This is a genomic window from Streptomyces sp. NPDC101234 (assembly GCF_044767525.1).
GTDB classification, from domain to species: domain Bacteria; phylum Actinomycetota; class Actinomycetes; order Streptomycetales; family Streptomycetaceae; genus Streptomyces; species Streptomyces sasae.
Window position 1 is genome coordinate 1 of record NZ_JBIWOA010000059.1, and the last position, 26,459, is coordinate 26,459.

Sequence of the window (26,459 nt, forward strand, 5' to 3'; positions counted from 1 at the left end):
ACGCAGAGATCTCCGGCGCTGCGCGCCTCCGGGCCGAGGACCGCATTCCCGCCCGGCCTGAAGGCCGGGATTCCCTGCGAAGATCAAGGGATGGAGAGTTCGACATGAAGCCCTGGGTAGATGTCTCCTCGCGGCTGCAGCCGGACAAGGCTGAGGGGCGGATCAGGACTTGGGTACGCAGGGTCCGGAACAATACCCGTCACACATCGCCCTTTTGGCTGCGTTCACGTGAAGTAGCAGCGCTTGAGCAGCGGTTTGGACAGCAGTAGGCGATCTTGAGTGCTGCGGATGTTCACGAGAATCGGGTTCTGGCACAGATCTTGGGGAGCTGTTACGGCGAGTGATGTGCGTCGGCAAGCCTGCAGACCGGCCCCGACTCCTACGGCGCCCGCAACATCATCTGGTTCCATGACATGGTCGGCTGCCTCGACCAGCACATCACCGACGAAGCCCGCCATCGCCTGTAGCGCCGGAGTCGACATCCGGCAGGCCTCCGGTGCAAGCCCGACCCTCAACCAGGCAACAGCGCGGCTCACAACCTCTGCCCGCCTCTCGCGTAGGGGAGGAAAATCTGACGGCGGATCCGACGATCACGCGAGAGACGCCAAGTGACTGATACCGCAGTGAAGTTGGAGACCTTGGAGCCTATCTAGAGTGCCCGGTTCACTGGCTCTTCTGAGCTTCGGCTTCACCGTCGCAAGCGCTCGCCGCCGTCGCCCGCAGATGCCAGGCGGCCCCGGGATACACTGCTCCGCTCCGCCCCGACCGGAGGTCATCTTCGTGTTCCCTGCACGGGTAATTGCCGGCGCCCCGTTGGCGCTGTTGGCTCTCGCCATGTCCGGCTGCTCTTCCTCCTGGGGCTGCACCGACACGACAGCGAAGCGCGGTAAGGCCGGTGTGAGGGTGCAGGTCGAAAACACGTATGGGCAGCGTCCCGGCGTCACCGCCGAGGTCGTTGACTGGCGCCTGGAGCCTCACCCGCAGGAACCCTCCGAAGGTGACCAGGTCCACTTCAACTACCGCTTCGACGGCGCCAACGAATACTCCGGCCCTGCAGTGGACGCCTGCGCGGTCGATAGGAAGCGCCTGGCGTTGGGGTGTCAGACGATCTATTCGTCCGAGGCATGGCCCCAGCCGAACGGTGCCCTCACGGGCGACGACTGGTTGGCTGTCGAGCACCCTGCGCAAGTTGCCGGAGTGCTGTTGATCCCCAATGACCAGTCCTACAACCCACGAACCTGCGATGAGGACATCAAGGACGGTGGTGGGCCACATCCTCCGAAACCAGCCGGCAAGGGGGACCAGTTGTAGGAGAGCAAGGCGGTTGAGCTCGCGGCACAGGAAACAGCTCTGCCGGCACCCCTGGTATTTCGCTGGCATCCAGCACTATGGGCATGCCGAGCCCGCTCAGATCAGCCGCGACGGCTCGATCATCGCGAGCGGCCGGTCCGAACCCGAGTGGACCCGAATCACCACGTGGGCACAGCAAGTCTCCGGTCCGGTGATCTCATCCAGGAGCCGATCGCCCAGCCCCGACCACAGCCCGGTTGTTCAGAACAGGGAGTCCCAGATGACCGCTTCCGGGTCGGGTTCTTCTGGGTGGAGCATGCAGCGTCTGCAGCGCAGGAGTCCTGGTTCGTTGGTGCCGGAGGCGGCGTTCATCCACGGCAGGGCCTCCATGGCGTGTGCGCGCTCGTCGTCGGCGAGGGCGTCGACGGTCCGGCGGAGCTCCTCGGGTGCGGATCGGTCGGTGAGGCAGAGCCAGCCGACCGCCGCCGCCAGGCGGGCTTCGGGGGTCTCCGTCCGGTCGTGCCACCGTTCGCGCAGCCATGTGACGGTCGGCGGGTGCGGGTGGGCCCGGGTGATCTCGGCGGTGGCCAGGAGCAGGGCGGCGCGGACCATGGCGTCTCCTTCGGCGGCGAATCCGTTGGCCAAGGCGGTCCGGATGATGTGGTCGGGGTCGGCGGCGGTCGCCAGGACATAGGCGGCGTCGACGCGGACGGTGGGGTCGGAGTCTGCGAGAAGGGGCAGGAGTGCGGAGGTGTCTGTGGTGATCGTGGCTCGGGCGGCGGCCACCGACCAGCCGGCCGGGTAGCCGGTCACCTCGTAGCCGTAGTCGTCGTGGGTGTCGGGGGCGTCGCGGCGGGGATCGTTACGATGGAGGAGGAGTTCCTCGCGGGAGGCGACGCCGTGGTGCCGGGCACGGGCGGGGCCGGAGAGTACGGCAAGGGCGGCGGCGCGGTGTGGGTGGTGGGCGTCGAGGGCCAGGGGGATGAGGAACGGCACGGCGAGGGCGGCAGCGGCCCGGCTGTCATTGGCGCACAGGCCCCACAGCACACCGGTCGCATCCACGCCCGGTTCGCCGTCAGCGCGCAGGAGGTGAACGGCCTTTCGGGCGTCGTACCCATGGGGGAAGTTGCCCCACGGGACGGCATCGAGGTCCAAGCCCTGCCGGGGTTCGGGCAGGATGCCGGCCACCACCGCCCGCACGTCGAACGGGCCGCCCGAGAACAAGGCCAGGTCCGCTCCGTCCGCCACTTCCCTGCACATCGCGAACGTCGGATCGGTCCGCCAGTCCGTCACACCCGCACCCCCACCGTTGAACCCCAGAACTTGGTCATGACGACTCCGGCGGCCCACCGGAAGCCACTCGCCGGATGATCCAGCCGCTCACTGAGCCGGGACACGATAGCTGGAACCGCCGCGATGTGGTGACCTGGCAGTTTTGCCCCTGCGGGACACACATGCCGGAACCATCTGGCCACGCTTCTTGCAACCGCCGACGGCGCTCAGGCCGACTCCTGCTCCAGCTGCGGATAGCCGATCTCGGAGATGTCTTGGGCCAGGTCCGCCAAGCTGACCTCAGGGTTCAGCAACGATACGAGTTCCTGGTCCAGTGGCCGCAAGGCATATACCTGGCTCACCGCCCCCAGGTCGAGGGAGACCTCGTAGTAGTCCTCGGCGAAGCGCTGGAACGCTTCCGGAGATCGGTCGACCAGGAGACCGAACAGGCTTGTCGCCCCATCAGGATCGACAGCCCTCTCGGGAAACTCGATTGTCCCGTGGTGCCACCGCTCGTCCGTCGGTCCCCGCCACAAGCAGGCCGTCACGACGGGCACCCCCTCCTGATCGGTGAACGCCGGCTCCTCGACGAAGGCTCTGAAGAGCTCGGGGACTTCGTCGATCACACCTGGCCAGGGCTCGCCATCGTTGGCGAAGGGGCTCATCGGCGATTCGTGGTCGAAGCCGCGCGCATAGCCCCCGGCCGCCGAGAACACGATCGAGTACTCGTCTCCCGACCCGTTGCGCATCGAGGCCATCTCCTCTCCATCGGCCCAACCGGTGTTGAAGGAGTAGTACCGGCTTTCCCAGTCCGGGCTCAGGATCGCATCAAGCATCGCCAGTGAACGGCACAGGTCCCGCAGGTCGGCGACGGCGGGGAGCTGGCGGGCCACGTCATAGACAGTCACAGGATCATCCAATCCGATGCCACTGACATCCCGCCCCGTCAGAGACGCCGTGAGCCCCTCGGTCCCCACACGCGTGACCGGGTTCCAACCCTGCTGGGCCTCACCAACTGCCCTGCCTGGCAAGGCCGCAAGCACGGCATCCTCGTCAACGCGGTCCTCCCCACCGCCGGAACCCGGTTGAAGAAGGAGATGAGCCAGGAGTGGTACGAGGAGATGGTCGGAGAGGTCCACCCGGGCGCGGACATCCTGGCGCCCGCCCATGACCCCTCCTATGTCACGCCCCTCGTGGTCTACCTGGCGAGCGAGCAGAACATGGCCACGCGCGGCTTCCACTCGGCCACCGGCGGCCGGTTCGCCAAGGTCGTCCCGGCGGTGAGGCACGGCGGGCTCGGCCCGCTCGCGCGTCCGGCCACGGCCGAGGAGACCGCCCAGCGCTTCACCGACATCGAGTCCGCCGAGCACGGCTACGACCTCCCCGAGAGCGTGATCGACGAGGACCGCCCAGTACTGGAGCGCAGACTTCCGCAGACGGGCTCGGCCGCCGTCGGGACCTGAGCTCCTTCCTTCCGGAACTCAACTCCGCAGAGTTCAGCCCTGAGCATCACGCACCGTTGGGCTTCATCGTTCAGGAGGCGGCCTTGAGGGCATGGATGAGCTGATCACGGTTCATCTTGGACCGGCTGGCGACGTCCCGCTTGGCCACCTGCCCATACAGTTCGCTCTTGCTCAGCTGTTCCAGCTACTCCTTCGTGTTCTTGGCGGTCTTGCCCGTCTTCACCGGAGGTACGCGGCGGGAGCCGAGGCTGACCGGGATGATCTCGCCGGTTCTTCGGCAGGCCGACAGCCAGTGTGCGGTGACGTGGCCGAGAACGGGCCACGCTCCGGGCGTCAACGGGATCCCGCGGTGCGTGGTGGGGGGGTGGTTTCAACGGAATTCACCACCAGGTGGCTCAAGAGGCGTGCCGTCAGCCCGCGCGATGAGCGGCGCCACCCGCCCGCCGACCACCACTCGAACTGGGGCGGCCGACGGGCGGGGGCCTTCGGGCTTTCGCACCTCACACCAGGTAGATGTCGGCGAGGGTGGCCGCGTCGCGGTAGACGGCCGGCGGCGGGTCGGCTTCCTGGAGGCTGCGGAGGGCCAAGCGCATGTGCTCGTGGGTCTGTTCGCGGGTCCAGGCACGGCCGCCGCACCGGTCGATCAAGTCCGCGACAGCGGCCAGCTGCTCTTCGGAGGGCTCGCCTTCCCCGCGGTAGAACTCGGCCAGGCGCACGCTGTCGGGATGGCCCGACTCCAGGCACGCGACGACGGAGGGGGTGATCTTGCGGCGGCGGACGTCTCCGTAGCGGGAGCGGGCCAGCGGATCCGTCGGCCACAGGTCCGACAGATCGTTGTGGTACTGCCCCGCCATACCCAGGTGCCATCCGAACCGGCCGACGGCCTCGACCTGCGCGGTGGAGGCGTCGGTCAGCAAAGCGGGCAGGCAGCACAGTGCGCGCATGCCCTCGGCGGACTTGGCCGCCTGCACCGCAATGGCCTGGTCGAGGTCTGTCTCGCAGTTCCCCTCATGTTCCTCGTCGCGGACCTGGCCCGCGCAGAGCTGGAGCCAGCCCTCGCGCATGATCTGCAGCGTCTGCTGGGTCCTGGGGTGGGGGTGCTCGCCCAGGTGGGAGAAGGCCAAGGCCAGCAGGGCGTCACCGGCCATGACGGCCTGCCCGGTGGGGTAGGCCGCCAACACGGTGGGCCGGCCGCGGCGCTGGGCTTCCAGGTCGATGATGTCGTCGTGGAGCGTCGCCACGTTCATGAGGAGGTTTCCGGCGACGACGGCGGGGAGACCGCGTTCGACCGGCCCGCCGTCGACACCCGCGCACAGCAGCGTGAAGGCGATAGCCTTGCGCCCGGTTCCGCCGCGGACACCGATAAGCGGCCCGCTGTCCTTGCCCGCCCATCCGTAGTGGTAGGACACGCTTTCCCGCAGCGGTGACGGCAGGCAATCGATCACGCGCGCGAGCGCCGGATCGGTGATCCGCGCGGTGTCGACAAAGATCTCCTCGGCACTACGGCCGAGTCCGGACTGGGCGCCAGGCATGACAAGCAACTCCGTTCTCTCGGGAGCCGCTACGATTCGGGCGCGCCTCCCGCCAGCGGGCGGTTGCTCAGTCCGGCCCCGTGAGTGGTGGAGTGTTGGTCAAAGGCGAGCCACCCGGTCGAGGAGTCATCGCTACCTGCACCGTGGCGGCGTGCAGGGTCGCGGCAGCAGCACCGGGCGAACAGCGCATGCCCCGCCGGGGCAATGGCGTGAAGTGGCGGTGCGCAGCGGCCGTCTCTGGTTGGGAGGTCGGCCAGGCGGCGGCGTGGAGCAGGTCGGCGAGCTGGCGGCGTTCCCGGTCGCCCCAGCCGGTGCCCACCGAGCCGGCGCAGCGCAGCAGGGCGTCGCGGAGTTCCCCGACTTGGCGGCACGGAAAGCGGCGATCTCGGCGTCGCCCGTGAAGGCCGGGCCCGTCCACCGGTCCGGGACCGGCACGGGCCCGACATTGATCTCGATCCCGAAATGCGTGCCGCATCGAACAGAGTCTGCAGCGTCTCCACGGTCGCAAGGCCGAGCGCATCGATCCAGGTGCTCCAGGCCTGGGTGCCGGAGTCGTACGAGGCTACGGAGCGCAGCAGAGCTCGCTGTTGATCCCACCGGGGGCCGTCGGCGCGTGCCGACCGGATCGTCGCCTTGAGCAGCCGGCGCGCGCCTGAAGACGGTGTCGGTAAGACGGTCATGGTCCGACGGTACGGTGTAGCTGGAGCAGCGCCCCACTGCCTTTCACCGAAAGCACCAGTGCGTCGTGCGTTCGTTCCAGCAGCAGTCGGGGCAATCAGGCGGGACCGGGCCGCGGGGTCGTTCTCGCCCAGCTCGCCGACGGCCCCGTCTCGTCCTCCGGGAGGTCAGGAAGCCTGCTCGTCACGGACGTTGAGGTGACCGGCGCGGCACTCGCGGACCACTTCGGCCAGCGCCCAGACCGCGGCCCGCACCTGCTCCCGGTCCTGGCCCTGTTCGACGACTTCCAGCGTCTGGGCCGCCGCCAGACGCACGGAAAACGGCAGGTCGTCGAACGCGGCGCACTGGTACGCGACGGTACGCCGTGACTCTCGCTCCGCGGCACTGACCCCGCCGGCGCTCAGCGGGAAGACCGCTGCCTCGTACAGCATGATCCCCCGCAGGACAGCATCCGCTGATGCCTCTGCCTTGCCGTCGCCCACGAGCTGCTTCAGGAAGTCCTGCGTCTGCAGACGGCACAGAGAGATCGTGATTCTCGCGCCCAGACACACCACGGTCACGCTCGCGAGCATCCCGGCGCCCGCACCCAGCCAACCGCCCAACCGGAGCCCGGCATAGCCCCCGGCCGATCCCGCGCACATGATCAGCAGCGTCAACGCCGCGAACGGCCGGGTACGGACCGGGGCTCTCATGCCCACGAGTATGCCCACCCACGGCATGCCACGGCCCACCGGTGCCGCACAGCGGCAAACCCGAGGGACAGCCCGACGGCATAAATCCCTGTCGGCGCCGCGCGGATGCCGTACGGTAAAGACACCGACGCGGGGTGGAGCAGCTCGGTAGCTCGCTGGGCTCATAACCCAGAGGTCGCGTGGTTCAAATCCCGCCCCCGCTACAACCATCCGGCCCCTCCGCGTTCCTGCGGAGGGGCCGGAGCCGTTCAGTAGCGGTTGCCGGGGCGCGCACCGCCACATTCGCCTCCGACGCCCGTCCTCACTGGTCGGCGAGAAGACCTGCGAGGAGGCCGTGCCCGTACGACACGTGCCCGGCGAGCGGGCGCACCAGGTGCGGCCTCGCCGGCTCCGCCGGGGGTCAGGTGGCCTGCGGCCATCCGCGCAGTTGGGTGGCGATCCTCGCAGCCGTACAGGCGGGATCCCGTAGCAGGTCCCGTAGGGCGACGGCGTCCTCCCGGGCGGGCTTGACCGGTATCCCTGAGGCCTCCAGGTACATGACGCCCGTCGCCGCCGCCACCGCCATGTTGGAGCGCTCCAGCCATCGGCAGCGGCCGAGGATGTGCACCAGGGCAGCGGCCCGGGCGTAGGGGCCGGCGTAGACGGGCTGGTCCAGCAGTTCGGCCCGGTGAGCGGCGACCGCGGCCACCGGCACTCCATAGTCCTCGGGGGCGGGATCCCCGGCTCCCGCGATCTCCGCGACCTGCAGGATCCAGGGAACGTCGATGTACAGGTCCATTACGCGGCGTGCGCTCCGGGGGTGTGGTGGTCGATGTCTTCGGCTTCGTCGAAGACATCCTGGTGCTCGGCGAGGAATCGCTCCGCAGCGGTCAGGCCCCGCTGCCGCAACCCTTCCGTGTCTTCCTGCACCAGGACAGCAATGTAGTCGCCGAGGCTCAGGCCACGGTCCCTGGCCCGGGCTTCCGCCAGTTGCTTGATCTCGCGGTCGACGCGCGCGCCCAGCTGTGTCTTCGCCATACACTCGATGGTAACAGCTGTTACCACCAGGAGGGGGCATCCTGGAGCGGCTTCATGTCACGATGCACCACCCCGGCCGCACGAATCGCCGCGAGGGCCTGGGCGGTGCCGGTGGCGCAGGCATACAACGTGCCGCCCGCGAGCGGGCCGTGGGCAGCCAGGTGCTGGGCCAGAAGCGGCCCGGGCGCGTCGGGGATCGCCAACCAGGGAGCGTCGGGCTCAGCTCCCAGGAGTGGCAGCAGGCACGGGCCCTGAACCCGGGCCGAGAACCGCACCTCCCGGCGGAACCGGGCGCGGAACTCCGTCACAGCAACCACCATTGCAACGCCAAGCCCTTCTTGAATGAATCATTCAACATACCTAACCTATCCAGGTGGCTTCATCCATCATCCTCAGATGTACGGCCGCCCTGTTGCTGGCCGTCGGACTCGCGGCTCCGGCGGTACCCGCCGCGGCCGAGACGCGTCAGCCCGCTCCCCAGGTGTGGCCGACCCCGCAGAGCACGCACACAGGACAGGGCACGCTCCCCGTCCCCGACCAGCTCGTCGAGGTCGTCGGCCCCGGCACCGACCCGTCGGCCCGGAAGGTCGTCGAGACGGCACTCAAGGCCGCCGGCGCCGAGCGGATCACCATGGTCGACGCCGGTGACCGCCTGCCCGCCACGGCTCTGACCGTCTACGTCGGCGGTCCCGGCGAGAACAGCGCCACCGCCGGGGCGCTGAAACGGCTCCGGGCCGACTCCCCCGCCGGCCTCGCCTCCGGCGGCTACGTCCTCGCCTCCGGCCGCAGCCAGGGCCGGGCCGTCCTCGCCCTCTCCGGTGTCGACACCACCGGCACCTTCTACGCGGCCCAGACCCTGCGCCAACTCCTCGACGGCAGACACGCGTTGCCGGTCACCACCGTCCGGGACTGGCCCAGCGCCGCCCTGCGCGGAGTCGTCGAGGGCTTCTACGGCACCCCCTGGACGCACACCGAGCGACTCCACCAGCTCGACTTCTACGGCCGCACGAAGCAGAACGTGTACGTCTACTCCCCCAAGGACGACGACTACCTGCGTGCCCGCTGGAGGGACGAGTACCCGCCGACCGCACTGGGCCAGTTGAAGGAACTGGTCGAACGGGCCGACACGAACCACGTCCGCTTCACCTACGCGCTCTCCCCCGGTCTGTCGGTCTGCTACTCCTCCGACGCCGACGTCAAGGCACTGACCGCGAAATTCGACTCGCTCTACGCGATCGGCGTGCGCTCCTTCGCGATCCCGTTGGACGACATCAGCTACACGAGGTGGAACTGTGCCGAGGACGAGCGGGAGTTCGGGACGGGCGGCAGTGCGGCCGGTGCCGCGCAGGCGCATCTGCTGAACACCGTCTGGAAGGCGTTCTCCGCCGACCATGCCGGGCTGCAGCCTCTGGAGACGGTCCCCACCGAGTACTCCGACCTCGCGGACTCCCCGTACAAGAGGGCCCTGCGGGAACAGCTCGACCCGTCGGTGGTCGTGGAGTGGACCGGCGTCGGCGTCATCGCGCCCACCATCACCACCGACCAGGTGAAGCAGGCCCGCGAGGTCTACGGCCACCCGATCCTGATCTGGGACAACTACCCGGTCAACGACTACGTGACCAGTCGGCTCCTGCTCGGGCCCTACACGGGCAGGGAGACAGGTGTCGCGACGGAGGCGACCGGCGTGACGGCCAACCCGATGGTCCAGGGCGAGGCGAGCAGGCTGGCCCTGTTCACCTCGGCCGACTACCTGTGGAACCCGTCCGCCTACGACCCGCGCCGGGCCTTCCTCGCCTCCGTCCGCGACCTCGGCGGGCCGCAGGCCGCCAACTGGCTCCAGATCTTCGCCGAGAACAACTTCTCCTCCCGGCTCGGTGCGACCGAGTCCCCGACGCTCACCAGGCTGATCGCCAACTTCCGCAAGGCGTACGAGGAGGACCGTGGTCTCGGCCGGGCCGCGGCCAGGCTCAGGGGGTACTTCGCCGACATGGCCGCCACACCCGCCCAGTTGCGAGCCCGCCTGGACAACCCGGAGTTCCTCGACGAGACGTCTGCCTGGCTGGACAAGCTCGGCGGCTACGGCAGCGCGGGCAGGACGGCCGTGGAACTGCTGTTGGCGAACAAGGCGGGGGACACGGACGCGGTGTCGAAGTACTGGACCCGACTGCGGGCCGAGCGCAAGGAGTTGGACGCAGTCCCGCAACAGGTCTCGCCGGGCGTGATGGACCAGTTCCTCTACACGACGATGCTGGAGACCGCGCCCGACCCGGGAGTCGACGTCTCCTTCTCCCCGTCGTCGCTGTCGCTGGAGCCCGGTGCCTCGCGGACCGTGACTCTCGAACTCTCCGACAAACGGTCCACCGAGGAGAAGACCGTCGGCTGGAGGCTCGACGTGCCCGACGGCGTCACCGCGTCTCCTGCCGAAGGGACCGTGACCGTCCCGGCCGGGGGCGGGGCTTCGGCGACCGTCACCCTGACCGGCGGCACGGAGGGCGTGCACGCGGTGGTCGCCGAAGGCACCGGCGTCCTCTCCCGCGCGCTCCCCGTACAGGTCGCCGACGGCTCCGGGCACTTCCGTGCCCTGACCGCCGACTTCAGCGGTGCGTCGGTGAGTTCGATCGATCTCGCCACCGGGACCAGGACGGACATCGCGGTCGGGAACAACCCCGGCGAGGTCGTGGTGAGCGCCGACGGGCGGACCGCGTACGCGGCCGACCAGGGCTCCGACACGGTCAGCGTGATCGACGTGGCGAAGGGCATGGTCGACGCCACGGTCGCCGTGGGCAAGGTCCCCGCCGGCCTGGCGCTCACCCCGGACGGCAAGACGCTGTGGGTGGCCGACTACGCCGACGGCGCGGTGCAGCCGATCGACACGGGCACCCTGAGGACGGGCGTGCCGATACCCGTCGGTTCCGGCCCGGAGAACATGACGGTCACCCCCGACGGCCGGACCCTCTACGTGGCGAACATCCACGACAACACGGTCACCCCCGTCGACCTGACAACGCAGAGAGCGGGCACGGCGATCCCGGTGGGCCCGAGCCCCTTCAACGTGGTCGCCGCGCCCGACGGCAGAACGGTGTACGTCTCGGACTCCGGCGGCTCGACGGTCACCCCGATCGACACCGCGACGAACGAGACCGAACCGACCATCCTGGTCTCCGGCCAGGCCTACGGCCTCGCCCTCTCCCCGGACGGCCGCACGCTCTGGGTCAGTCCGAGCAACGGTGACTACGTCACGCCGGTGGACACGGTGACCGGCGTCCCCGGAACCAGGATCACGGTAGGTGCGTCGGCCTTCGACGTGGCCCTGGACTGGAACGGCACCACGGCCTACGTCACCACGGCAGACGGAAACGGACTGGTGCCGGTCGACACGGCGACCGGCACCGCAGGTTCACCGCTGAGGACAGGCGCATATCCACTGGCCGTTGCGCTGACTCCGGTGCCCGTGGAGTGACGACCGGGTGACCCGCCCAGGGGCGCGGGGAGCTGCGCGTCCAGCCGTCACCGGCCCGCAGCTTCCCCGCGCGACCCCTAACTGGCGGTACGCCGGATCCGCCCCGCGTACTTCTTCTCCAGTTCCAGATTCCGCTCGAAGCCGCCGGGCACGTTCGCCGACACGTAGACCGGCGGCGCCTCCCCCGCGGCGAGCAACAACCCCGAAGCCTCGGCGACCGCCATCTGCACCAGCGCCACCCCGGTCAACGTGGACAGTGCGGACACCGCACCGCCCCCCGGCAGCGCGAGCAACGCGTCCCCCGCAGGCGCCGCGTTGTCCAACACCACGTCGGCCAGGTCAATCAGCTTCTTCCCGCTCACATGCCCCGCGGGAACAGCGCGGGTGTGAGTGAGTGACGTGATCGCCAGGATCTTGTGTCCCTGCTCCTTCACATGGAGTGCCATCTCCACGATGACACTGTTCACCCCGGAGTTGGAGATGATCACGAAGAGATCCTCGGCACGCGGCGCGGCCAGGTCGTAGAGCCGCACGGCGATGCCCGGCTCACGCTCCAGCAGCGGATCGTCCAGCACGCTGGGATCGTCACCGCCGAAGAGGACGAGGTCGGCCATCTGGAGTCGGTTCGTCGGCACCAATCCCCCTGCGCGGCCCGCGACTTCGAGAACCATCGCCTGGGAGTGCCCGGTACCGAACGCCTGGACCACACCGTCGCCGCGGACGCAGTCGACGATCAGCCCAGCGGCGCGGCGCACATCGTCCCGCGCGGACTCGGTGACGTGACGGAGGACGGCCAGGCTCTGCTCGGCGAAGCCCTGGGCGCTGACTGGGTCGACGGACACGCTTTGCTCCTTCTGATGGATTGAATCACCATGTAACCATCAGCAAGTGAATCAACCAACCGTACGACGGTACTGGTATTCATTCAAGGCACAGAAGGGTGACTGGTACCTTCTCTGCATGCCTGCGACGGACGTCACCACACTGATCCGCACCGAGCTGCCCCGGCTGGCCGGCTCCCTACGGAAGGTCGGCGAGCTGATCCTGGAGGATCCGGTCGCCGCCACCCACTGCTCGGCCGCCGAGTTGGGCCGCCGTACCGGTACGTCCCAGGCCACGGTGACACGGTTCTGCCGGGCCATCGGACTCGACTCCTACCAGCACCTGCTGATCGAGCTGGCCCAGGAGCGCGGGCGCAGCGAGGTCTCCGACTGGGGCAGCGCGGAGATCGGCCCGGACATCTCCCCGGACGACGACCTGGAGCGGGTCGTGCAGGTCGTCGGTACCGCCGACCTGCGCGCGGTGCAGCAGACCATCGACCGGATCGACCTGGACGCCATGGAGCGCGCCGCCCAGGCGATGGCCCGGGCCCGCCGGATCGACGTGTACGGCGTCGGCGGCAGCGGCGCGGTGGCCCAGGAGACCGAGATCCGGCTGTTCCGGATCGGCTGCTCGGTGCGCGGCTGGTCCGAGGTGCACGGCGCCGCCACCTCCGCCGCCCTGCTCACCCCGGCCGACCTGGCCATCGGCATCTCGCACTCGGGAGCCACCCGGGAGACCATCGAGCCGCTGGAACTGGCCAGGGAGCGCGGCGCGACCACCGTGGCGATCACCTCGGACCCGCGCTCGCCGCTGGCCCGCGCCGCCGACATCCGGCTCATCTCGGCCTCCCCCACGGAGACCGGATTCCCCGGGCGCACCGGCAGCATCGGCGGCAGACACTCCGTGCTGGTCCTCATCGACTGCCTCTACGTGCGGGTCGCGCAGCTCACCTACCAGCGCTCCAGCGCCTCCCTGGCGCTGACCGACCACATCACCCCGCAGCACGCGCGCAAGAGCCGCCGGGGTCGGTGACCGCAGGCGATCAAGGCTAGGTATGCATGGATGAACCACCCGAGATGCTCGAAGGTGGTTGTTTGAATCATCCAACCGGTGCAGGATGGGGCTCTTCCACTCACTAGGAGACCCATGCGCGTCACCTCCGTCGAGTCGACCGAGTTGTTCGTCGGCAGCCCCGAGACCCCGCACCAGGTGGTCGCCGCCGAGGTCGAGCACATACCGGGCCGCACGGTATGTCTGACCGTCGAAGGGGCCGCACGCGGTGTCGGGGAGACGGTCGTGACCGTCGGCGAGGACGGCACCGTACGCGCCGAGATCCCCGTGACGGGCGAGAGCGGACCGATGGCGGTCGTCGCCACCGACGGTGGCGAAGTCGCGCGTCTCAGCGGCGAGTTCACGGTCGCCGAGCCGGGCTGGACCATGTTCATGGTCAGTCACTTCCACTACGACCCCGTCTGGTGGAACACCCAGGCCGCCTACACCGAGACCTGGGACGTCGCCGACGACACGGCCGTCACCGGACTGGCCGCCCGCACCTTCGACTCGCGCGGCCAGTCCGGGATGAGCCTGGTGCGTGCCCACTGCGACCTCGCACGGCGCGACCCGGCGTACACCTTCGTCCTGGCGGAGGTCGACTACCTCAAGCCGTACTGGGACGCCTTCCCGGAGGAGCGCGCCTTCCTGCGCCAGCTGATCCGCAGCGGCCGGGTCGAGATCATGGGCGGCACCTACAACGAGCCGAACACCAACCTCACCGGCGCCGAGGCCACCGTACGCAACGCCCTGTACGGCGACGGATACCAGCGGGCGATCCTCGGGGCGTCCCCGGAGACGGCCTGGCAGCTGGACGCCTTCGGGCACGACCCGCAGTTCCCCGGGCTGATGGCGGACGCCGGGGTCAGTTCCAGCTCGTGGGCGCGCGGGCCCTTCCACCAGTGGGGGCCGACGCTGTCCGTGTTCGGTGAGGAGCCGCGGGATCCGAAGCGGATGCAGTTCCCGGCGGAGTTCGACTGGATCGCCCCCTCGGGGCGCGGGATCCTCACCGCGTACATGGTCAACCACTACGGCGCGGGCTGGCGGATCGACAACGCGCCGACGCTGCCGGAGGCGGAGGCCGAGGCCCTCAAACTGTTCACGGGGCTCAAGCAGGTCGCCCTCACCCGCAACGTGCTGCTGCCGGTCGGCGGGGACTACGCGCCGCCGTGCCGCTGGGTCATGGCCATCCACCGCGACTGGAACGCCCGTTACGTCTGGCCGCGCTTCGTCAGCGGCATCCCCCGCGACTTCTTCGCCGCCGTGCGTGCCGAGTTGGCGGCCGAGGGACGCAAGGCCTCGCCGCAGACCCGGGACATGAACCCGGTCTACACCGGCAAGGACGTCTCCTACATCGACACCAAGCAGGCCCAGCGGTACGGCGAGACGCTCCTCGCCGACGCCGAGGCCTGGGCGACCCTCGCCTCCCTGGTCACCGGGCACGCCTACCCGGACGCGGCCCTCGACAAGGCCTGGCGGCAGCTGGTCTACGGCGCTCACCACGACGCCATCACCGGATCCGAGTCCGACCAGGTCTACATCGACCTGCTCACCGGCTGGCGGGAGCTGGCCGACCTCGCCGAGACCGTGCACGCCGACGCCACGAGGGCGCTCGCCGACAGCGTGGCGCCCGGCACCGGACCGGACCTCGTCGTCTTCAACTCCGCCGCCTGGCAGCGCCGGGACGTGCTCACCGTCGACGACCCGGGCCTCGTCCCCGCCGGCGACGACTCCCGGCCGCTGCCGGCCGTACGCGAGAAGGACGGCAGGCTCAGGGTCGTCGTACCCGAGGTCCCGGGCGTCGGCCTGAAGGCCCTGCCGCTGCACACGGGCCGCGTCCCCGGATGGATCCCCGGCGAGGGCACGACCATCCGCAACGAGTTCTACGAGGTGACGGTCGCCCCGGCCCGCGGCGGCGCCGTCAGCAGCCTCAGGGCGCTGGCCGAGGGCGGCCGGGAGCTGCTGCGCCCCGGCGACATCGGCAACGAGCTCGTCGTCCAGGAGGAGTACCCCCGCCACCCGCGCTTCGGCGAGGGCCCCTGGCACCTCACCCCGACCGGCACGACCGCCGCACGCAGCGGTGACGTCACCGCCGACATCGATGTCGAGCACTCCCCCGCCGGCTCCCGGATCACGGTCCGTGCCGACCTCGGCCTCTTCGCTTACACGCAGCGGCTGACCCTGTGGACGGGCGTCGACCGGCTCGACGTCACCACCACGATCGACGGCTACGACGGCGCCGACCGCCTCATCCGGGTGCGCTGGCCCTCGGACGTGCGGGGCGGGCTGCCCGTGCACGAGGTCGCGGACGCGGTGATCGGGCGCGGGTTCGGGTTCGTGGAGGTGGACAGCGAGCGTTTCCCGTGGACGCTGGACAACCCCGCCAACACCTGGTTCGGCCTCGGGTCCACGGCCCGGGTCGCGGTCCACGACGACACCGGGACGCTGCTGGGCCACCGGTCCGTCGGAGTCGCGGAGCTGGTGTACGCCGACTGGGACGAGGCCGGTGAGCTGGGCGCCCCGCTCGCGGCGGCCCTGGTCCGCACGGGGGTCACCGCCACCTCGACCATCGCGGGCGGCCCCCGCTACGGCGACCTGGAGGTCGACTCCAACCTGCCCGACCTGCGGATCGCCGTGGGCGGACCGGAACGCAACGCGCTGGTCGCCGAGGCGCTCGCCATGGACCCGGCGGCCGGCCGCGAGCTGCGCCGACAGCTCGCCGAGCGGGGCACGGCCTCCGTCTGGGTCGCGCCCCGCGCCTCCCTGCGCGAGGAGTGGGTGCCCGGCGCGGACCTCCGGGACCTGGAGCGGCTGCCGCTGCTCGTGATCGCGGGCCCGGACGCCGCGGGCGACGCCAAGGCGGTGGACGCGCTCGTCGCCGACCTCGCCGACTTCACCGTGTCGGCCACCGCGGCGGGCGGCGGTGAGGCCCTGCCGCCCGGTGACGCCTGGGACGGGCGCGGATTCGCCGTTCTGAACCGGGGCACACCCGGCTGCGTGGTGACCGCCTCCGGCGACCTCTACATGTCCCTGATGCGGTCCTGCACCGGCTGGCCCTCCGGCATCTGGGTCGACCCGCCCCGGCGCACCGCGCCCGACGGCTCGGCGTTCCAGCTCCAACGCTGGTCGCACACCTTCGAGTACGCGGTCGTCGCCGGCGAGGGCGACTGGCGGGCGCTGGAGCTGCCCGCCCGCGGGCACGCGTACAACCATCCGCTGACGGGACGCGTACGGGGCGGGGGCGAGGGCGGGAGTCCCTCGCTGCCCCGCACGGCCTGCCTGCTCTCGGTGGAGCCCGCCCGCGAGGTGATCCTCGACGCGCTGAAGCCGGTGGGCTCGCCGCTGGCCCGGGGCGGTACGGGCCCGGTGGATCCGGGGCGCGGGGTCGTGGTGCGGGTGCACGAGGCGAACGGACAGCCGGTGCGGGCACGGGTACGCGGGCCCGTCGGGTGGGCCGGCGGCGCGCGAGCGGACGTACTGGAGAGAGCGGGAGAGCCGCTGGCACGGGAGGACGAGGGCTCGCTGGCGGTGGGCCTAGGCGGCTTCGAGGTGGCCACGGTGCTGGCGACGCCGGTCATCGCCGCCGGGTGCTCGGGTCCCGGTGTCGCGGCGCACGAGCCCGCCCAGCCGGTCAACACCCGGTACTGGCTGCACAATTCGGGTCCGGCGCCGCGCGGCAACATGCCGGTCGCGCTGTACGTGTCGCCCACGGCCCTGACCGCGGCCGGTCCCGTCACGGCGACGGTCCGGGTGAGCTCCGAGCTCACGGACGCGCCGGTGTCCGGCACGGTGGCCTTCGAGGTGCCGGAGGGCTGGACGGCGCAGCCCGCGTCGTTGCCGTACGCGCTGGGCCCCGGCGGGTTCACGCTGGCCGAGGTCACGGTGACGCCGGCGCCTGACGCCGGGCCCGGCCGCCACTGGCTCGCCGCGCGGCTGTCGTACGGCGGTCAGACGTACGAGGACGTGGTGGGCCTGGACGTGCCCGGCGGGCCGCCCGCGGGCTCCGGCCTGGTGTGCACGCTGGGCACCGGGCGGATCACCGTACGGCGGGGGGAACGGGCCCGCGTCCCGGTCGCCCTGCGCAACACCACCCGGGGCCCGGTCACCGGCCAGCTCTGGGCCCTCTCCCCGTGGGGCACCTGGCCTGGGGTCGTTCCGGGCCTCCAGGGCTTCACGGTGCCCCCCGGGGAGCAGGTGGAGGCCGTGATCGAGGTGGACGGCTCGGCCGTACCGCCCGGCTCGTACTGGCTGCTGGCGAAGGCCGCGTGGCACGGCTGCGTGGCATACACGGAGGCCGTGGTGCTGGAGGTGACGGATGCGTGAGGAGTTGATGCCGGGAGAGGAAGTGATACCAGGAGAGCCGGGAGAGGAGGTGGGCCCCGGCAGAGCGCAGCACCGTCACCCCCGCACCCGTCCCCCGGCCGCTGGCGCCCATGCCGCGTTCATCGGTCCCGACGCCGTCCCCAGGGCCCGGGTGGACGCCCTGCTCGCCTCCGTTCCCGCTCGTGGCCCCGGCGGGGCCTCTCGGCCCGAGTCGCTCGCGCGGGCGGAGCGGCAGCGGCGGCGCTGGGCGACACAAGTGGTCGTCGCCGACGAACTCGCGCGGCGGGAGTGCGCCGCGCGGGGGCTGGAGGTGCCGCCCGAAGCGTCCGCGGAGCGGCTGCTCGCCGTCGCCGGGAACGATGTCGCCGACCTGGGGAGCATCGTCGCCGCGGCGCTGGCCCACTCGGCGGCCGCGCGGGTCCTGCTGGACGCCCTGGAGGCCGGGCAGGTGGTACCCGAGGCCGACGTGCGGGACTACTACGGGCGCAACCGGGACCGCTTCCTCACCCCGGACGCGCTCAGACGCGGGGTCGACCCCTTCGGGGTGACCGCGCCCGACGACGTCCTCCCCTACGAGACCGTCCGCGAGGACGTGGTGCGAGAGCTGCGCCGCGCGGCGGGCCGGCGGGCCTTTTTCGGCTGGCTCGACCTGGCCCGTGGCTCGGTCGTGTACGCGCACGGTCACGAACACCCGGGCGATCCCGGCCATGTGGACCACGAACACCGTCACTGACGCACCTCCAACAGCTGTACGGAATCCAAACGCAACACGGCCAGGCATTGACCTCCGATGACTTCTGGTCCACATTTTCATCAATCGGAATCCAAGTTGGTGATTTGAACCAGCTGCATTTCCTGACTCGCCCGGTCGCAGGAGGGCCCATCACATGCGCGCAAGAAGACTGACCCGCACCTTGACCTGTATCGCCGCGCTGGCGCTGGCAACCGCCGGCTGCGGTCTGTCCGGTGGCGGCTCCGGCGACGGGGGTGCAACCGCCGGCGGTTGCAAGGTCGACAAGGGCAACGTCGGCTCGGGGAAGCTGACCGGGGACGTCAAGGGCACGATCACCTTCCAGACCACGAACCTGAAGAAAGACTTCGGCGGCTTCTTCAACGGAGTGATCGCGGACTTCCAGAAGGCCCACCCCGGCACCAAGGTCAAGTGGATCGACGACCCCGGCGACAACACCTTCACCACCCGGACCGTCGCCGACGCCCAGGCCTGCACGATGGCCGACGTCATCAACGTCAACGCACCGACGGCGACCGCCCTCACCAAGGCCGGCTACCTGCTCGACATCGGCACCAAGGACCCGGACGCGTCCAAGCCCTTCGTCCCGTCGTTCTGGAAGACCGCCACCTTCGCGGACGCCTCGGGCAAGTCGATCCACACCACGCTGCCCTGGTACACCGGCGGTGTCCTGCTGACGTACAACAAGGACCTGCTGGAGAAGGCCGGCGTGGACCCGGCGAAGCCGCCGACGACCCTCTTCGGACTCTTCGCCGACTACGAGAAGATCGCCAAGGCCGCCGACGGCAAGTACTTCGCCACGATGGCCAACCCCGTCTGGCGCATACCCTCCGACTTCGACCAGATGGGCATCAAGGTCCTCTCCGCCGACGGCAAGTCCGCCGTCTTCGCCGACGACCCGCGCACCACCCAGTGGGTGGCGTGGATGGCGAAGCTGTACAAGGAGGGTGCGATGCCGAAGGACTCGCTGTCCTCCAGCAACGACCCGTCCACCCTCTACAGCCAGGGCAAGGTGGCCTACGGTTCGACGAACCCCAGCTTCGTGCGGTTCGTGAAGCAGAACAGCCCGTCGATCTACGCCAAGACGGCCGTCGGCCAGCAGCCTTACGACGCCCTCGGCGTCGCCTCTGCCGGCGCCCCGCAGTACATCTCGGTCGCCGCGACCAGCAAGCACGCCCCGGTGGCCCTCGCGTTCGCCGAGTTCCTCACCAACGCCGGGAACCAGACGGCCTGGTGCAAGGACCCCGACGTGGTCATCTTCCCGACCACCACGAAGTCGCTGGACGACCCGTTCTTCCAGAACGTCACCGGCACCGACCCGTTCTCCCAGGCCCGCAAGCTGGTCGCCGACCAGCTCAAGACGGCCTCCACCAACCAGACCAACCTCTCCCCGGCCGTGCAGAACGCCATCGTGGCCCAGGTGCAGCTGGCCATGCAGGGCAAGAAGAGCGCGGCGGACGCCGTCAAGGACGCCCAGGAGAAGTCGAACGAGCTGCTGAAGCAGGGCAGCTGACAGTGACGGCACAGATCATGAAGCCGGTGTCCGGCCCGGAGGCCAGGACCTCCGCGCCGGGCCCGGCCCCGTCCCGCCTCCGCCGACTCGCCAAGGCAGCGCTGCCCGGTCCCGCCCCCGGGGCCAACGGGGCGGCCATGTACCGCCGTTGGTGGCTGCCGTGGCTGTGGACCGCCCCCGCGATCGGGTGTGCGGTGGTGTTCGGGGTGTTCCCGTTCCTCAACACGGTCCTGCTGTCGTTCACGAACGCCAAACCGCTGGGTGGCGCGGCGGGTTTCGTCGGATTCGACAACTACACGCGGATGCTCCAGGACGACGACTTCTGGCTCGCCACCCGCAACAGCATCCTGTACGCGGTGATCGTCGTCCCGCTGATGGTGCTGCTGCCGCTGGTACTGGCCGTCCTCGTGGAGAAGAACCTCCCCGGCATCGGCTTCTTCCGATCGGCGTTCTACACACCGGTGCTGGCCTCCAGCGTGGTCGTCGGCCTGAGCTGGCAGTGGCTGCTCGCGGACGACGGGCTGGTCAACACCTGGCTGGAGAAAGCCCACTTGATCAAGTCGGCGATCCCCTTCCTCTCCGACTCCTGGCTGATCCTGCTGTCCGCGATGGGTCTGACCCTGTGGAAGGGCCTCGGCTGGTACATGGTCTTCTACCTGGCCGCCCTCGGGAACGTGCCCAGGGAACTGCACGAGGCCGCGCAGATGGACGGCGCCGGCGCGGTGCGCCGCTTCTGGCACATCACTATCCCCGGCGTCCGGCAGGCCATGATGCTCGTCGGCACGCTCACCGGCATCGGCTCGCTGCGGGTGTTCACCGAGATCTACATGCTCGGCAGCTCCACCGGCGGTCCCGGCGGCGCCGACCGCACCCTGCCGTTCTACATCCGGGACGTCGGTCTGGACCCGATCACCGGCAACGCGGGTTACGGCTCGGCCGTCAGCGTGGCCCTGTTCGCGCTGACGCTGGGGCTGACCCTGCTGGCGCAGCGTCTGACCAAGGAGGACGAGTCATGACGACGAGTGTCGTCGAGACCAAGGGCCGTCGCCTGATGCCGCGTTGGCGTGACTACGGCCGCCCGCGCGAGCTGGTCGTCCGCTATCTGCTCCTCCTCCTGGTGCTCGGCCTCACCGTGGGCCCGCTGCTGTGGCAGCTGCTGGCCTCTCTGAAGGGCACGAGCGAGGACGTCTTCGGCGCGGACGCCACCCTGCTGCCGCACCACCCGACGCTGCGCGCCTACCGGACGGTCTTCGACCAGGTACCGGTGTGGTCGTACATCAGGAACAGCCTGATCGTGGTCGCCCTGTCGATCACCAGCCAGCTGGTCTTCTCCACGACGGCCGGCTACATGCTCTCCAAGCCCGCCTGGAAGGGCCGCAAGGCGGTCTGGGTGGTGCTGGTCGCCTCTATGATGTTCCCCTTCGAGTCGATCATGGTCTCGCTGTTCATCAGCATCCGCGACCTGGGCCTGGTCGACAGCCTGGCCGGCGTGTGGCTGCCCGGCTTCGTCGGCGCCATCAACGTCCTGCTCATGCGCGGCGCGTTCCTCGCGGTCCCACGCGAGATCGAGGACTCGGCGATGCTGGACGGCGCGAACGAGTGGCAGCGCTTCAAGTACCTGTATCTGCCGTCCGCGTGGGGCGCGATCATGGTGGTCGTCATCAACACGTTCATCAGCGCCTGGGACGACTTCCTGTGGCCGCTGATCGTGCTGCGTTCCGAGAGCAACATGACGCTCACGCTGGGGCTTTCGCGTCTGCAGAGCTCGTCGTTCGGCTACGACCAGCGCATGGTCATGGCCGGTTCGGTGATCTCCGTGATCCCGGTGCTGGTGCTCTTCGTGATCACCCAGCGATGGTTCTACAAGGGCGTGTCCTCGGGAGCGGTCAAGATCTGAGGTCCAGGGTCAGCGGTACGGCGGTGAGGGCCGCCCGTGCCGAGGAGGCGACCCGGATCTGAACGACGTCGGCGCCGGCCAGTTGGTCGGCGCCGAGGCGTGTCACTACCGTGCGGCACTCGCCCGGCGCGAGGTCGACGCCCTCGAACGCGCACAGTTCGAGGGTGCGCGGCCAGGTGGCGGTGATCATCCGCCGCAGATAGACCTGTACGACCGAACGCCCCTGCCGTGCACCGGTGTTGGTGACCTCGACGGTGACGTTACGGCCGTCGAGCCGGGGCGTACCGAACGCGAAGTCCGTGTACGCCAGTCCGTGCCCGAAGGAGTAGGCGGGCTCGGCGCTCTCGTCGACGTAGCCGCCGTACTCGGTGTCCTTGTGGTTGTAGTGGACGGGGAGTTGGGTGGCAGAGCGCGGCACGGAGACGGAGAGCCGTCCCGTCGGTTCCGCGAGCCCGAGCAGCACCTCGGCGATCGCCTCGCCGCCCCACGGGCCCGGGTACCAGGCGGTGAGCAGGGCGGGCGCGGTGTCCGGGACGACGTGCGGGCGCCCCTGGACCAGGACGACCGCGGTGGGCGTGCCGGTGGCGACGACGGCGTCCAGCAGCGCGTACTGGGCGGCGCCGAGCCGGAGTCCGGCGAGGTCGACGCCCTCACCGCAGGTCATGTGGTCGACGGCGATGAGGGCCGCGCCGTTGGCGTCGAACTCGGTGTCGGCGCTGCGCGCGCTGCTGCCGCCCAGCACCAGCACGGCGAGGTCGGCGGCGGTAGCCTCGGCGACCGCGGCCGGGATCCCGGAGCGGTCGTCGCCGGTGAGGGCGCAGCCCCGGGTGTGCCGGATGTCGAGTCCGGGCCGGGCGAGCCGGCGCAGGGCGTCGAGGACGTCGCTGCCGGTACCGGGGCGCTGCGGAGCCGTGTAGTCGCCCGACTGGTGGGCGGTGGTGGCCGCTTGGGGCCCGAGGACGGCGATGCGGGAGACGTTCCCGTCGATGGGGAGCACCCCGTCGTTGCGCAGGAGGGTGGCGGCGGCGCGGGCGACCTCCTTGCTGAGGTCCCCGCCCGCTTCGGGCGCGGAGGACTCGGGAGTCCCGTCGAACAGTCCAAGGCGGAACTTGAGCCGCAGGACCCGGGCGACGGCGGTGTCGAGCACGGTCTCCTCGACGAGCCCGCGCTCGACCGCCTCCTCCAGATGCGTGAAGCCCTCGTCCCAAAGACTCAGATCCACACCGGAGTTGAGGGCGAGCGCGCCCGCCGACACCTTGTCACCCGTGATGCGGGCCAGCCGGTCGACGGCCAGGCCGTCCGCCATGACCAGCCCCTCGAAACCCCATTCGTCCCGCAGGAGTTCGGTGAGCAGGGCGCGGTTGCCGGAGCAGGGCATGCCGTCGACCTCGTTGTACGCCGACATGACGGCGGCGGCGCCCGCGCGAACGCCGGCCCGGGCGGCTGGGAGATGGATCTCGTGCAGCTCGCGCCGGCCCAGCTCGGACTCGGCGGAGTTGCGGCCGCCGACGGTGGCGCCCTGGCCGGCGAAGTGCTTGAGGACGACGGGGGCTTTGTCGGCGGCGAACAGGCTGTCGGGACAGGTGCCTTGCATGCCTCGTACGACCGCCTCCGTGAGCCGGGCGGCCAGGTACGGGTCCTCGCCGAAGCACTCCTCGGTGCGGCCCCAGCGCGGGTCGCGGGAGATGTCGAGCGCGGAGACGAGGGCGACATGGCCGCCGCGGGACCGGAGTTCGGCGGCGGCGTGGGCGGCGGCACGCTCGTACAGACCCGGGTCCCAGGTGGCGCCGACGGCCAGGTTTACCGGGAGGACCGTGCCGTCGAGGGCCATGAGGCCGTGCGGGACCTCCTCCACGAACAGAGCGGGGATGCCGAGGCGGCTCCGCTCCACGACATGCCGCTGCACCGACTCGGCGAGGGCCGCGCCATGCTCGGCGCCCGGCCCGTTGTCGTGGTCGACGCCGGACCAGGCGTCGGCACGCTGCAGGCCGTACAGGGCACCGAGCCCTTCGAAGCGCTCGGTCTCGGCGTACAGGGCGTCGGTGAGTTCGAAGCCGCCGTCGGGCGTGCGCCGGTAGGCGTCCCAGCCGTACATGCGCTGGTTGACCTGCCCCACCTTCTCCCGCAGGGTCATCCGGGAGAGGAGATCCCGGACGCGGGCGTCGACGGCAGCGGTGGGGTCGCGGTAGAGGAGGTCGCTCATCGGCCGGGGCTCTCCGGGCTGTTGTTCACGGGTGTCGCGTGGGCGGGTCCGCTGCCGGGTGACCCGCCGTGGGCCTGTCCGCCGTTCACCGGACCCGGCCGTCGTACATGATCCGCGCCAGCGCCACCGCGCCCGGTCCCCCGTCGGCCACCCAGTCGAGGCTCAGGCCGAGGACATGCAGGCGCTCGGTCAGCGGGACGGTCATCGGACCGGCGGGGCCGAGCAGTCCGCCGGTGGCGACGATCCGCTCGCCGGGGCCGGGCTCCAGCGCGCGGACCGTGTCCAGCAGGTGGTCCGCGGCCTCGTCCAGGATCTCCAACGCGACGGCGTCCTTCTCGACGGCCGCCTCGGCGACCAGCGGGGCGAACCGGGCGAGCCGGATCGGCGGATCGGCCATCACGGCGGGCAGCAGATGCCTGCGGAAGTCCTCGCGCCGGGCGCGGGACCAGTCGGTGATCCCGGTGCCCCGGGCTACCGCGCCAGGCGGACCGGGGGCGCCTGCCTCGCCGTACGACGACACGCTTCCCGAGGGCAGGACGTCGACCGGCAGACCGAGCGAACGCCCGACCCACCCGGCCAGTACCGTCTCCCGTCCCCGCCCGTCCGCCATGCGCAGAGCAGCCCGTACCGCGCTGCGTCCGATCCAGAAGCCGCTGCCCTCGTCGCCGAGAAGCCACCCGTCGCCGTCCACAGTGGTCGTGGCCTGCCGCCCGGCGATGCGCATGGCGACCGCGCCGGTACCGGCGACCAGGGCAAGACCGTCGGCCGGGGCGCCGGGAGCCGCGGCGAAGGCGGCCTCGATGTCGCTCCAGATGCCGACCGGTCCCTCGGGCACGCCGAGCCGGCGCAGCGCCTCGGCGAGGGCGCCGCGGGCCCGGACGGTCCCGGGATCGTCCGCGTCGGCGGCCGTGGCTCCCGCGAAACCGCCGGCCACGGCGACGACCCGATCGCGGGCCCCTTCGGGCACCACGCCGACGAGCGCCTCGGCCAGACAATCGGTGAGCTGCCGCGGCGGCACGGTCAGGGCGTTGCCCGGACCGGCCGTGGCCTCGGCCAACAGACGGCCGTCGGCGGCACCGGCGAGCACGACGCGGGTGCGGGTGCCACCGGCGTCGAGGCCGATGACGAGGTTCTGATTCTGGTTCTGGTTCTGGTTCAAATCATTGCCCATCACTGACTATGGTGGTTGATACATTCGCGCAGGACAAGACCATGACGCGAACAACCGGACAGGAACACCAGGAAGCCGGCCCAGGGAGGGTCCCATTTCCACGCTCCGCTTCGGCGTCAACTACACGCCCCGTCACGGCTGGTTCCACTCCTGGCAGGACTTCGATCCGGCCCGGACCCGCGAGGATCTGGCCCAGATCGCCGGCCTCGGTCTCGACCACGTCCGGGTCTTCCACCTGTGGCCGCTCCTCCAGCCCAACCGCACCCTGATCCGGACCGCCGCCGTGGACCAGCTGGTGCGGCTGGTCGACCTGGCCGCCGACGAGGGCCTCGACGTCCTGGTGGACGGTGTGCAGGGCCACCTGTCCAGCTTCGACTTCTACCCGGAGTGGACCCGCAGCTGGCACCACCGGAACGTGTTCACCGACCGCGAGGCGATCGAGGCCCAGGCGGTCCTGCTGCGTACGCTGGGCGGCGCCCTGGCCGGCCGCCCGAACCTCATCGGCCTCCAGCTCGGCAACGAGCTCAACAATCTGGTCGAGCACAACCCGGTGACGGTCGCACAGGTCGACCACTACCTCGACACCCTGCTGGCGGCGGCCCGCGAGGGCCTGGGCGCGCCGGGCGGCCTGGTCACGCACTCCGCGTACGACGCGGCCTGGTACGGCGACGACCACCCCTTCACCCCCGAGGCGTCGGCCCGCAAGGGCGACGTCACCACGGTCCACCCCTGGGTGTTCTCCGGCGACTGCGCCCGCCGCTACGGCCCGCGCTCCCCCCAGGTCCAGCACCTCGCCGAATACGGCACCGAAGTGGCCAAGGCCTACGCCGTCGCCCCTGCCCGCCCCGTCTGGGTCCAGGAGACGGGCGCCCCGGAGCCCCACATCCCGGCGGCCGACGCCCCCGAGTTCGCTCGCGAGACGGTCCTCAACGTGTCCCGTTGCACGAACCTGTGGGGCGTGACCTGGTGGTGCTCCCACGACGTCGACCGTTCCCTGGCCGACTTCCCGGAGCTGGAGTACACCCTGGGGCTCTTCGACTCCGGTGGCCGCCCGAAGCCGATCGCGGAATCCCTCGCGGCCACGATCACGGACCTGCGGGCCGAACCGTGGACTCCGCAGCAGCGGGAGACAGCCCTTGTCCTGGACTGCACTCCGTCCACCCGCTCGACGTCGGGGCCGGGAGGCACGTACTTCGAGACCTGGATGGATCTGCGCAAGCAGGGAGCCCGTCCGGCGGTGGTCCTGGCCGAGCGGGCGAGCGACGAGAGGTACCTGGCGTCAAGGGGGATCAAGGAGCTGTTGCGAACGCCGTGACCGGATGCCT

General features: G+C 70.5%; 20 protein-coding genes, 1 tRNA gene and 1 pseudogene. 11 read left to right on the forward strand and 11 right to left on the reverse strand.

Annotated elements, in window-relative coordinates; all coding sequences use genetic code 11:
- Nucleotides 1–224: 224 nt before the first annotated feature.
- On the reverse strand, nt 225–482 hold the full coding sequence (locus ACIRR9_RS51880; RefSeq protein ID WP_403767783.1) for a hypothetical protein: 258 nt from the start codon (nt 480–482) through the stop codon (nt 225–227).
- Between the two features lie 298 nt (nt 483–780).
- Between ACIRR9_RS51880 and ACIRR9_RS51885 the strand changes: the two genes are divergently transcribed.
- Nucleotides 781–1,311 carry a hypothetical protein gene (locus tag ACIRR9_RS51885; RefSeq protein WP_403767785.1) on the forward strand — a complete coding sequence of 177 codons (531 nt, stop codon included), beginning with the start codon at nt 781–783 and terminating at the stop codon, nt 1,309–1,311.
- Nucleotides 1,312–1,551: 240 nt separating this feature from the next.
- Here the strand turns inward: ACIRR9_RS51885 and ACIRR9_RS51890 are convergent, their stop codons facing one another.
- Both ACIRR9_RS51890 and ACIRR9_RS51895 read right to left on the reverse strand, forming a co-directional pair.
- A complete protein-coding gene (locus ACIRR9_RS51890) occupies nt 1,552–2,583 on the reverse strand; it encodes a hypothetical protein (RefSeq protein WP_403767788.1) in 1,032 nt (343 codons plus the stop codon).
- A gap of 206 nt (nt 2,584–2,789) precedes the next feature.
- Complete coding sequence (locus tag ACIRR9_RS51895; protein WP_403767791.1) at nt 2,790–3,470, reverse strand: hypothetical protein; 681 nt, start codon at nt 3,468–3,470, stop codon at nt 2,790–2,792.
- 189 nt (nt 3,471–3,659) lie between these two features.
- Here ACIRR9_RS51895 and ACIRR9_RS51900 point away from each other — a divergent pair, with 189 nt between their 5' ends.
- Nucleotides 3,660–4,025, forward strand: a complete 366-nt coding sequence (locus ACIRR9_RS51900) for a hypothetical protein (protein WP_403767794.1) — start codon at nt 3,660–3,662, stop codon at nt 4,023–4,025.
- 500 nt (nt 4,026–4,525) lie between these two features.
- Here the strand turns inward: ACIRR9_RS51900 and ACIRR9_RS51905 are convergent, their stop codons facing one another.
- A complete protein-coding gene (locus ACIRR9_RS51905) occupies nt 4,526–5,557 on the reverse strand; it encodes a polyprenyl synthetase family protein (RefSeq protein ID WP_403767796.1) in 1,032 nt (343 codons plus the stop codon).
- A gap of 845 nt (nt 5,558–6,402) precedes the next feature.
- Nucleotides 6,403–6,927, reverse strand: a complete 525-nt coding sequence (locus tag ACIRR9_RS51910; protein ID WP_403767799.1) for a hypothetical protein — start codon at nt 6,925–6,927, stop codon at nt 6,403–6,405.
- A 128-nt stretch (nt 6,928–7,055) separates the two neighbouring features.
- Here ACIRR9_RS51910 and ACIRR9_RS51915 point away from each other — a divergent pair.
- A tRNA-Met gene (locus ACIRR9_RS51915) sits at nt 7,056–7,130 on the forward strand.
- A gap of 197 nt (nt 7,131–7,327) precedes the next feature.
- On the opposite strand, the gene ACIRR9_RS51920 is transcribed toward ACIRR9_RS51915, so the two are convergent.
- Genes ACIRR9_RS51920 through ACIRR9_RS51930 form a run of 3 tightly spaced genes read right to left on the reverse strand, consistent with a single transcriptional unit; the run spans nt 7,328 to nt 8,147 of the window.
- Complete coding sequence (locus ACIRR9_RS51920) at nt 7,328–7,705, reverse strand: fic family toxin-antitoxin system, toxin component (protein ID WP_403767801.1); 378 nt, start codon at nt 7,703–7,705, stop codon at nt 7,328–7,330.
- Nucleotides 7,705–7,944, reverse strand: a complete 240-nt coding sequence (locus tag ACIRR9_RS51925) for a hypothetical protein (RefSeq protein ID WP_365350362.1) — start codon at nt 7,942–7,944, stop codon at nt 7,705–7,707. The genes ACIRR9_RS51920 and ACIRR9_RS51925 overlap by 1 nt, the downstream gene beginning before the upstream one ends.
- 20 nt (nt 7,945–7,964) lie before the next feature.
- Nucleotides 7,965–8,147 (reverse strand): hypothetical protein, encoded by a 183-nt coding sequence (locus ACIRR9_RS51930; RefSeq protein ID WP_403767804.1) that lies wholly within the window; start codon nt 8,145–8,147, stop codon nt 7,965–7,967.
- A 170-nt stretch (nt 8,148–8,317) separates the two neighbouring features.
- Between ACIRR9_RS51930 and ACIRR9_RS51935 the strand changes: the two genes are divergently transcribed.
- Nucleotides 8,318–11,404, forward strand: a complete 3,087-nt coding sequence (locus ACIRR9_RS51935) for a beta-N-acetylglucosaminidase domain-containing protein (protein ID WP_403767807.1) — start codon at nt 8,318–8,320, stop codon at nt 11,402–11,404.
- Between the two features lie 77 nt (nt 11,405–11,481).
- Here ACIRR9_RS51935 and ACIRR9_RS51940 read toward each other — a convergent pair whose 3' ends face one another.
- Nucleotides 11,482–12,246: a sugar isomerase domain-containing protein gene (locus ACIRR9_RS51940; RefSeq protein WP_403767810.1), complete on the reverse strand. Its 765-nt coding sequence runs from the start codon at nt 12,244–12,246 to the stop codon at nt 11,482–11,484.
- Between the two features lie 118 nt (nt 12,247–12,364).
- On the opposite strand from ACIRR9_RS51940, the gene ACIRR9_RS51945 reads away from it, so the two are divergent.
- The 6 genes from ACIRR9_RS51945 to ACIRR9_RS51970 all read left to right on the forward strand — a co-directional run bounded on the left by ACIRR9_RS51945 (nt 12,365) and on the right by ACIRR9_RS51970 (nt 21,760).
- Nucleotides 12,365–13,258, forward strand: coding sequence for a MurR/RpiR family transcriptional regulator (locus ACIRR9_RS51945; RefSeq protein ID WP_403767813.1), 894 nt, complete (start codon nt 12,365–12,367; stop codon nt 13,256–13,258).
- 114 nt (nt 13,259–13,372) lie between these two features.
- On the forward strand, nt 13,373–17,599 hold the full coding sequence (locus ACIRR9_RS51950) for an NEW3 domain-containing protein (RefSeq protein WP_403767815.1): 4,227 nt from the start codon (nt 13,373–13,375) through the stop codon (nt 17,597–17,599).
- Between the two features lie 49 nt (nt 17,600–17,648).
- Nucleotides 17,649–18,332, forward strand: coding sequence for a peptidyl-prolyl cis-trans isomerase (locus ACIRR9_RS51955; protein WP_403767818.1), 684 nt, complete (start codon nt 17,649–17,651; stop codon nt 18,330–18,332).
- Nucleotides 18,333–18,486: 154 nt separating this feature from the next.
- Nucleotides 18,487–19,863 (forward strand): extracellular solute-binding protein, encoded by a 1,377-nt coding sequence (locus ACIRR9_RS51960; RefSeq protein WP_403767820.1) that lies wholly within the window; start codon nt 18,487–18,489, stop codon nt 19,861–19,863.
- 17 nt (nt 19,864–19,880) lie between these two features.
- The gene (locus ACIRR9_RS51965; RefSeq protein WP_403767877.1) at nt 19,881–20,879 is read left to right on the forward strand and encodes a carbohydrate ABC transporter permease; all 999 of its coding nucleotides are present in this window, start codon (nt 19,881–19,883) and stop codon (nt 20,877–20,879) included.
- Nucleotides 20,876–21,760, forward strand: coding sequence for a carbohydrate ABC transporter permease (locus ACIRR9_RS51970; protein ID WP_403767823.1), 885 nt, complete (start codon nt 20,876–20,878; stop codon nt 21,758–21,760). Before ACIRR9_RS51965 ends, ACIRR9_RS51970 begins: the two co-directional genes overlap by 4 nt.
- Here ACIRR9_RS51970 and ACIRR9_RS51975 read toward each other — a convergent pair.
- Nucleotides 21,750–23,963: a glycoside hydrolase family 3 N-terminal domain-containing protein gene (locus ACIRR9_RS51975; RefSeq protein WP_403767826.1), complete on the reverse strand. Its 2,214-nt coding sequence runs from the start codon at nt 23,961–23,963 to the stop codon at nt 21,750–21,752. The two genes, ACIRR9_RS51970 and ACIRR9_RS51975, sit on opposite strands and share 11 nt — an antisense overlap.
- An 85-nt stretch (nt 23,964–24,048) precedes the next feature.
- Entirely contained in the window at nt 24,049–25,134 is a 1,086-nt protein-coding gene (locus tag ACIRR9_RS51980; RefSeq protein WP_403767829.1) for an N-acetylglucosamine kinase, read from the reverse strand.
- Nucleotides 25,135–25,175: 41 nt separating this feature from the next.
- On the opposite strand from ACIRR9_RS51980, the pseudogene ACIRR9_RS51985 reads away from it, so the two are divergent.
- A pseudogene (locus tag ACIRR9_RS51985) lies at nt 25,176–26,449 on the forward strand (glycosyl hydrolase).
- Nucleotides 26,450–26,459: the final 10 nt, after the last annotated feature.

What these genes read in the sequence shown, in the direction of transcription:
- ACIRR9_RS51880 (WP_403767783.1), bottom strand. Translation starts at nt 482, where the DNA reads ATGTCGACTCCGGCGCTACAGGCGATGGCGGGCTTCGTCGGTGATGTG.
- ACIRR9_RS51900 (WP_403767794.1), top strand. Translation starts at nt 3,660, where the DNA reads ATGAGCCAGGAGTGGTACGAGGAGATGGTCGGAGAGGTCCACCCGGGC.
- ACIRR9_RS51905 (WP_403767796.1), bottom strand. Translation starts at nt 5,557, where the DNA reads ATGCCTGGCGCCCAGTCCGGACTCGGCCGTAGTGCCGAGGAGATCTTT.
- ACIRR9_RS51910 (WP_403767799.1), bottom strand. Translation starts at nt 6,927, where the DNA reads ATGAGAGCCCCGGTCCGTACCCGGCCGTTCGCGGCGTTGACGCTGCTG.
- ACIRR9_RS51920 (WP_403767801.1), bottom strand. Translation starts at nt 7,705, where the DNA reads ATGGACCTGTACATCGACGTTCCCTGGATCCTGCAGGTCGCGGAGATC.
- ACIRR9_RS51925 (WP_365350362.1), bottom strand. Translation starts at nt 7,944, where the DNA reads ATGGCGAAGACACAGCTGGGCGCGCGCGTCGACCGCGAGATCAAGCAA.
- ACIRR9_RS51945 (WP_403767813.1), top strand. Translation starts at nt 12,365, where the DNA reads ATGCCTGCGACGGACGTCACCACACTGATCCGCACCGAGCTGCCCCGG.
- ACIRR9_RS51950 (WP_403767815.1), top strand. Translation starts at nt 13,373, where the DNA reads ATGCGCGTCACCTCCGTCGAGTCGACCGAGTTGTTCGTCGGCAGCCCC.
- ACIRR9_RS51960 (WP_403767820.1), top strand. Translation starts at nt 18,487, where the DNA reads ATGCGCGCAAGAAGACTGACCCGCACCTTGACCTGTATCGCCGCGCTG.
- ACIRR9_RS51965 (WP_403767877.1), top strand. Translation starts at nt 19,881, where the DNA reads ATGAAGCCGGTGTCCGGCCCGGAGGCCAGGACCTCCGCGCCGGGCCCG.
- ACIRR9_RS51970 (WP_403767823.1), top strand. Translation starts at nt 20,876, where the DNA reads ATGACGACGAGTGTCGTCGAGACCAAGGGCCGTCGCCTGATGCCGCGT.
- ACIRR9_RS51975 (WP_403767826.1), bottom strand. Translation starts at nt 23,963, where the DNA reads ATGAGCGACCTCCTCTACCGCGACCCCACCGCTGCCGTCGACGCCCGC.
- ACIRR9_RS51980 (WP_403767829.1), bottom strand. Translation starts at nt 25,134, where the DNA reads ATGGGCAATGATTTGAACCAGAACCAGAACCAGAATCAGAACCTCGTC.